This is a genomic window from Burkholderia alba, from assembly GCF_034721475.1.
Lineage (GTDB): Bacteria > Pseudomonadota > Gammaproteobacteria > Burkholderiales > Burkholderiaceae > Burkholderia > Burkholderia alba.
On the sequence record NZ_JAWJWL010000074.1, the window covers coordinates 1 to 6,125 of the forward strand.

Consider the following 6,125-nt stretch of genomic DNA (forward strand, 5'->3'; position numbering starts at 1 on the left):
GCGGCGATCGGCAAGGCCGCTGAGGATCATCGGTGTGTGAGCGAGTCCGAGGCGCGACGGGTCACGGGCGACGCGACCCCGGTGTCCTAGAAGGTTTGTGGTTGAACCGGAGGGTCAACTTGACTTCGCCCTGAACGAGTCTAGAATGTACATGGCATGACCATGTACATAGGGGCTAAGATGGCAACGGCAACAGAACGAATCGTCGTGCAGGTAACGACCAGTCAGAAGCGGGCAATCGCAAACACGGCTAAACGGCTCGGCCTTAACGTCAGCGAACTCATGCGGCAAGCCGCGCAGGGGTTCACGCCGTCTGAGGACGAGGAGGAAATTCTCGCGCTGGTCGAGCGTGTGAATGTTTCTACGAAGGAGGCAAACGAAGCGCTCGACGAAGCGCTGTCGTTCGTTGCGGAGTCGAACAAGCGCATCGACGCTATGACGGGAGGCAAGCAGTAATGGGTGTGACCGACAAGGTGTGGGACGCGCTCACGACCGTTATCAAGATGAATGACAAGGTTGTGTCGTTGGCCGGTACGGTAAAGGAGCAACAAGCAAAAATCGAGAGCCTGACCGAGCGAGTCATTCGCCTCGAAGCGACGCTGGAACTCATGATGCGCGCGGGCAGCGACACGAAGAAGCTTCCGCGCTCGTAGGAAAACACTCGGTGCGGCATTGTCACGTTGGCGATGGCGGGATAAAGCCGTAGTGTTCAGCCGGTTGCTGAGGCGGCGAAAGACGGATTTTGGGTAATGCCGGTGAGAAGTCGCCAGGTTTCGAACTGCGTCGCGAGCTGCTTGCGATAGAGCGAGCCCTACTGCTGCATCATCGGGGCTGCAGTTGCTATGCAACTGGGCGACAGGATCGATGCCAAGAAGTGTGGAAGTCCGTTGCGAGCGGGCTTTTTTGCGTGCTCCGGATTTGCTACAGCAACGGATGAGATCCTTGACGTCATCAACTCGTGCACGAATCGACTAATGCCGCCACTGTCGGGTTACGGTCTGTACTCCGCCCCGCAAGTGCGACTTCATATGGCACTGGCGTCCCGCGTCCGGCAAGTCGCCTGAATTGCACGCCCGATGCCTCCGTTGACGCAAGCGGTTCGGGCACGAGTCCAACGCCCAGGCTCGCCGCTGCGAGTCCGATGATCGTGTCCATTTGCGTTGCACGTTGTACCACGCGTGGGGCAAATCCGGCCGCAGCGCACGCGTCGAGGATCGCCGTATACAGGCCGGGCCCTTCCGTCGGAGGGAACAGAATCCAGGGCTCGCGCGCGAGCGCCGCGAGCGGCACGCACCCCCCAGGCGAAGTAGCCAGCGCGTGCTCCGCAGACATGACGGCGACCATGCGACTCTTCAGCAACCTACGCTGTGCAATGCGTAGGTCGACGTTGGCACCAAGGGGCAGCACAACAATGGCGGCGTCGAGACGGTCCTCGTCGAGCGCAGCGAGCTGCCGGCTCGTAGTCAACTCCGTCAGGTCGAGTGCGACATCGGGATGCGTCTGTCGAAAGCGTGTGACCAAGGGGGGCAAAACGTGCCGCGTGGCGCTCGCCACAAAACCTATTCTGAGTGAGCCTATAAGCCCTTGACCCGCGCGCTGGGTTAGCTCAACGGCGCGCTGTGCCTGCTCCAGTGTCCTGCGCGCCTCTTCACGCAAAACCTCGCCGGCCGCCGTCAAGGACGTCACGCGGTTGCCGCGCTCCAGCAAACGCACGCCTAACAGCGACTCCGTCTGCCGGATCGCTGCCGTCAGTGGCGGCTGGGCCATGTTGAGGCGCTCTGCAGCGCGCCGGAAATTCATCGCTTCCGCGACGACGAGAAACTGTTCGAGCTGCCGAAGGGTGAGGATAGCCATACGATGAGAGTATCAGAACGGCTACTCAGTTGTATTGGACGTATCGCATTTCCGGTTTTAACCTGCACCCAATGCAAACGAGTGGAGCTGGAAATTGACAGAGCAAAAACATGCAATCGTAACCGGGGGCGCGAGTGGCATCGGACTAGGCATTGCGCGCGCATGCATCAACGCGGGCTATCGCGTGACGATTATCGGCCGAAACGATCAACGGTTGCGAGAAGCCGTTGCGACGCTAGGGCCTGCGGCCACCTGCCAACGCGCCGACGTAGGCCGGCGCACGGATGTCGAGCCCGCACTCGCGAACGTCGAGCGCGTAGATCTGCTGGTCAATGCCGCGGGATTCGTACGTTCCGTGAGCCTCGATGCTGCCCTCGACCAGGCGGAACCGGATTGGGACGCGGTCATCGAAACCAATCTCAAAGGTAGCTTTTTGATGGCCCATTGTGTCGTGCCACTGTTGCCCCGTCCTGGCGGGCCGCAGCATCGGCGCGGTCCGCTGGCACGTACATGACCACAACCGTGGACTGATCACCGTCACCTTGCCGTACACCGTGCGCAGCACCGTCGGTTGACTGTCCTTGTGGCTCAAGGCCGCGCCGCAGCGTCGACAATGGGGCTCTGGCCCGACAGCCACCTCGAAACCAGCCCTGCCTGCACTCTGGCCAGCAGCGAGCGCCCCTCGGCAAGACTCAGGCCCAGCTGGGCGAGACTGCAATCAGGGCGCTCAATCACAGCCAGAACTCTCTCACCGGCAGTGACCGTATCGCTGTCGGCCAACCTTGCTTCGATGATCCATCGCATGATCTGCTCCCACCGTTTCGATACCGCACAACGTACTTCCCACAAAGCCGCTCCCTCCCCGGGTGCCTCCCCAAGTTTTGCACGCTCTCGCCGCTTTNATCTGCTCCCACCGTTTCGATACCGCACAACGTACTTCCCACAAAGCCGCTCCCTCCCCGGGTGCCTCCCCAAGTTTTGCACGCTCTCGCCGCTTTGACTAAAACATGCTTCACGGTCGCGAGTTCTGAAATGTCGGTCTTGGCGGCTGGATAACTGCGCAGTTGATCGGTGACGATCTTGCGCGGCGTCGAGCAGGAACGCAGAACGCGCTGGATTTCGACATCCTACGCTACCGAACATCTGCTCAACGTGACAATGCCGACGGGTGGCTTTGATCCTTCATTTTTCATTTCTTAACAATAAAATTGTTTTTTTAAAGTAAAGTGAAGAAGTTCAGATTCCTTATGATATTTTTTTCAGAAATCTGGGTATTCGAATTCCTACATAGATTCTAGATTTTTTGCCGCAAATGAAAAAAATCTTCAGCTATCACCATCGTTCGTTCGCCGAAAATACGATGTATTGGTCAAGACGGTGCCGGCTCTTCCCTGTGAGCACGCCGTACCGACTCGACTCGCGCGCGACCGATATCACGATCCGCGTGAGTGTGATCAACCGCAGACTGAGCTTGCTCGCCCGCAGTCCATTCGCATCGCCTGAGATCATGAACAAAGGCATCACTTCGTCATCGTGCCCGATTTATGCAATAACGCCACTCCTTACGTTCATAAGTGTTACTGGTAAGCGGGATTGAAGTTTGTTAACTTCAGTGAAACCACTCGCTGGAGCGCTGAATGAAGTACATCGTTGTACTAACTGAAGCTGAGGAGCAGACCTTGCAGCAGTTGTCGATCAACCATCCCTACCAGGATATGCGCACGCGGGAGGCCGCTCTGCTGATGCTCGCGGGTGGCAAGTTGAGTCCGATGGCGGTGGGCGTGAAGCTCGGCGTGAGCGGCCAGTCGGTCTACAACTGGGCACACACGTGGCCCGAGCAGGGCGTGATGGAGCTGCTGATCAAGATCGGCGATAAAAGCGGACGGTCTCGCGCGTTGAGCGACGAGATGATCGGCGCAGTCGTGCGCATGGCCTCGGCCGAGCCGCTGACGCGTGAGCAAATCACCCAGAGCCGCGAGGCGGAATTCGGCCCGTTGCCGTTCGAGCATCTCGATACGCTGAGCGTGGCACTCAAGCGAGAGGGCTTTACGTTCAAGCGCACTTGCCTGTCGTTCAAAAAAGCGTGACTCGGAGGAATTCGCCGTGAAACAGGCCACACTCGGCAAGCTGCAGCAGCCCCCCCGCGAAGACGCCATTCACCTGTTCTACCTTGATGAGGCTGGCTTTTGTGGATCACCGCCGGTTCAGCGTAGCTGGTCACCACGGGGTTTGCCTCACGAGATCGAACCGAACACGCACTGCCGACGTAGTGTTCTTGGCGCCCTGGACTACGGCACAAACACGCTGATCCATGCGGCCCATGCCCGCCGCATCAAAGGCCCCAACGTCGTGCGCTTCATTGACGATCTGCTCGCGGCGCACGATCGCAGTCCAACCGTGATCGTGCTCGATAACGCGAGCATCCATCACGGCATCGACGAGGCAACGCGGGACCGCTGGCTGATTGATCACAACGCTGTCCTGTTCTATCTGCCCGCCTACAGTGCCAAGCTCAATCAGATCGAGATCGTGTGGCGACAACTGAAGTTCCAATGGCGACGCTTCGTCGCCTGGGCCAAGGCAACCATCGACACTGAACTGGACGATCTACTGGCCGGATACGGCACCAAATTTCAAACCAATTTTTCGTGAACGCCTAACTGTTCGACTACAAGTCAGGCTGTACATGAAAAATCTGTCAAATAGTGATACGTGGAGATATTAGACATGAATCATGTTCATCGCTCTATTTGGAACGAAGCTCTTAGTGTCTGGATTGCAGTACCGGAAAACGCGTCTGCATGCGGCAAACCTAACAAGACAGCGATTGTCAAACATAAAGCTGCCACGACAGGTGGGCTTATGTTGACATTGGCGGTCGGCCTATTGATGCCAATTTCAAGCTTGGCGAATATGGCAATCGGAACCTGTGGTCAATTTAATGTGCCAGTTTTTGGTGCGCCGACATACAATAGTCCGGTGCAAACAAATTCGAATGCTGGCATAACACAGAATTGTACGAGTGCTGCAGCGTCGGCTCCTATCGGCGGTGCCCTAGCAATTGGGGACAATAACGCGAATCTTGCTACAGCCAATGGGAACGACACTGTAGCAATACAATCGGGAGCTACAGCCACTGGTTCAGGGTCGATGGCGATTGGGCACAATGCGATCGCTACCAATTCCGGTTCGACGTCGCTGACTGCAGCTTTAGGACTGGGTACGTTCGCCAGCGCGACCGCCAACAGCAGTACGGCGCTTGGTACAAATAGTAGCGCCACCGGAACCGGTAGCACCGCAGTCGGCAATTCGTCCACGGCATCCAATACGAATGCCATCGCTGTTGGTGCGAGTTCGGTTGCATCTGGTGCATCAAGCGCGGTACTCGGCAACAGCGCCGCCGCGACGGCATCGAATGCGGTCGCACTCGGCCAAGGCGCATCGGCGAGCATCGCTAACTCCGTCGCACTCGGTTCGGGCTCGACAACTGCTACCGCAGTCGCCACCCCCAGCACGACCATCAACGGTACGACTTACAATTTCGCCGGCACGGCGCCGGGCTCGACGGTCAGCGTAGGCGCGCCGGGTGCTGAGCGCACGATCACCAATGTGGCCGCCGGGCGTATATCAGCGACGAGTACCGACGCGATCAACGGCTCGCAGCTGAATGCCACGAATCTCGCCGTCACCGCGGTGAATTCTAGCGTCACCAGTCTCTCGACGTCCACGTCCACTGGGCTGTCGAGCGCCACTAGCTCGATTGCCTCGCTGTCGACTTCCACTTCGACGGGCTTGAGCTCGGCCAACAGCGGTATCGCTTCGCTATCCACATCGACCTCGACCGGCATCAGCTCGCTGTCCACTGGGCTGAGTACTACCAACAGCAACGTCACGTCGTTGTCGACTTCGGCCTCGACCGGCATTTCGACCGCCAACAGCTCCATCACGTCGCTGTCGACCTCCACTTCGACAGGCCTGAGTACGGCGACCAGCTCGATCGGTTCCTTGTCCACCGGCCTGAGCACTACCAACAGCAATGTCGCTTCGCTGTCGACCTCGGCTTCGACCGGTCTTTCGACTGCCAACAGCAGCATCACGTCGCTGTCGACTTCCGCTTCGACGGGTCTGAGCACGGCCACCAGCTCGATCGGTTCCTTGTCCACCGGACTGAGCACGACCAACAGCAATGTCGCTTCGCTGTCGACTTCCGCTTCGACCGGACTCTCGACCGCCAACAGCTCGATCGCTTCGCTGTCCACCTCGACCTCGAC

8 protein-coding genes and 1 pseudogene are annotated in these 6,125 nt (G+C 58.5%); 6 read left to right on the plus strand and 3 right to left on the minus strand.

The features are described from left to right. Positions 1-156: 156 nt before the first annotated feature. Both RZR99_RS31710 and RZR99_RS31715 read left to right on the plus strand, forming a co-directional pair. On the plus strand, positions 157-456 hold the full coding sequence (locus RZR99_RS31710) for a plasmid mobilization protein (RefSeq protein ID WP_323123663.1): 300 nt from the start codon (positions 157-159) through the stop codon (positions 454-456). Next, a complete protein-coding gene (locus tag RZR99_RS31715) occupies positions 456-653 on the plus strand; it encodes a hypothetical protein (protein ID WP_323123664.1) in 198 nt (65 codons plus the stop codon). The genes RZR99_RS31710 and RZR99_RS31715 overlap by 1 nt, the downstream gene beginning before the upstream one ends. Before the next feature lie 298 nt (positions 654-951). On the opposite strand, the gene RZR99_RS31720 is transcribed toward RZR99_RS31715, so the two are convergent. Further along, positions 952-1,854: a LysR family transcriptional regulator gene (locus RZR99_RS31720; protein ID WP_323123665.1), complete on the minus strand. Its 903-nt coding sequence runs from the start codon at positions 1,852-1,854 to the stop codon at positions 952-954. A 94-nt stretch (positions 1,855-1,948) separates the two neighbouring features. Here RZR99_RS31720 and RZR99_RS33490 point away from each other — a divergent pair, with 94 nt between their 5' ends. Then, complete coding sequence (locus tag RZR99_RS33490; RefSeq protein WP_407655544.1) at positions 1,949-2,368, plus strand: SDR family NAD(P)-dependent oxidoreductase; 420 nt, start codon at positions 1,949-1,951, stop codon at positions 2,366-2,368. A 74-nt stretch (positions 2,369-2,442) separates the two neighbouring features. On the opposite strand, the gene RZR99_RS31730 is transcribed toward RZR99_RS33490, so the two are convergent. Together RZR99_RS31730 and RZR99_RS31735 are read right to left on the minus strand one after the other, a co-directional pair. Further along, a complete protein-coding gene (locus RZR99_RS31730) occupies positions 2,443-2,658 on the minus strand; it encodes a hypothetical protein (protein WP_323123667.1) in 216 nt (71 codons plus the stop codon). Positions 2,659-2,843: 185 nt separating this feature from the next. Next, positions 2,844-2,969 (minus strand): annotated as a pseudogene (locus RZR99_RS31735) (IS6 family transposase); the annotation flags it as partial. A 522-nt stretch (positions 2,970-3,491) separates the two neighbouring features. Between RZR99_RS31735 and RZR99_RS31740 the strand changes: the two are divergent. From RZR99_RS31740 to RZR99_RS33500, 3 genes are all read left to right on the plus strand, one after another. Further along, positions 3,492-3,941: a helix-turn-helix domain-containing protein gene (locus RZR99_RS31740; RefSeq protein WP_323123668.1), complete on the plus strand. Its 450-nt coding sequence runs from the start codon at positions 3,492-3,494 to the stop codon at positions 3,939-3,941. Positions 3,942-3,957: 16 nt separating this feature from the next. Next, positions 3,958-4,506: a transposase gene (locus tag RZR99_RS31745; protein WP_323123669.1), complete on the plus strand. Its 549-nt coding sequence runs from the start codon at positions 3,958-3,960 to the stop codon at positions 4,504-4,506. Between the two features lie 75 nt (positions 4,507-4,581). Then, positions 4,582-6,125 (plus strand): ESPR-type extended signal peptide-containing protein (locus RZR99_RS33500; protein WP_456061840.1); only part of this gene is annotated, 1,544 nt, incomplete at its 3' end.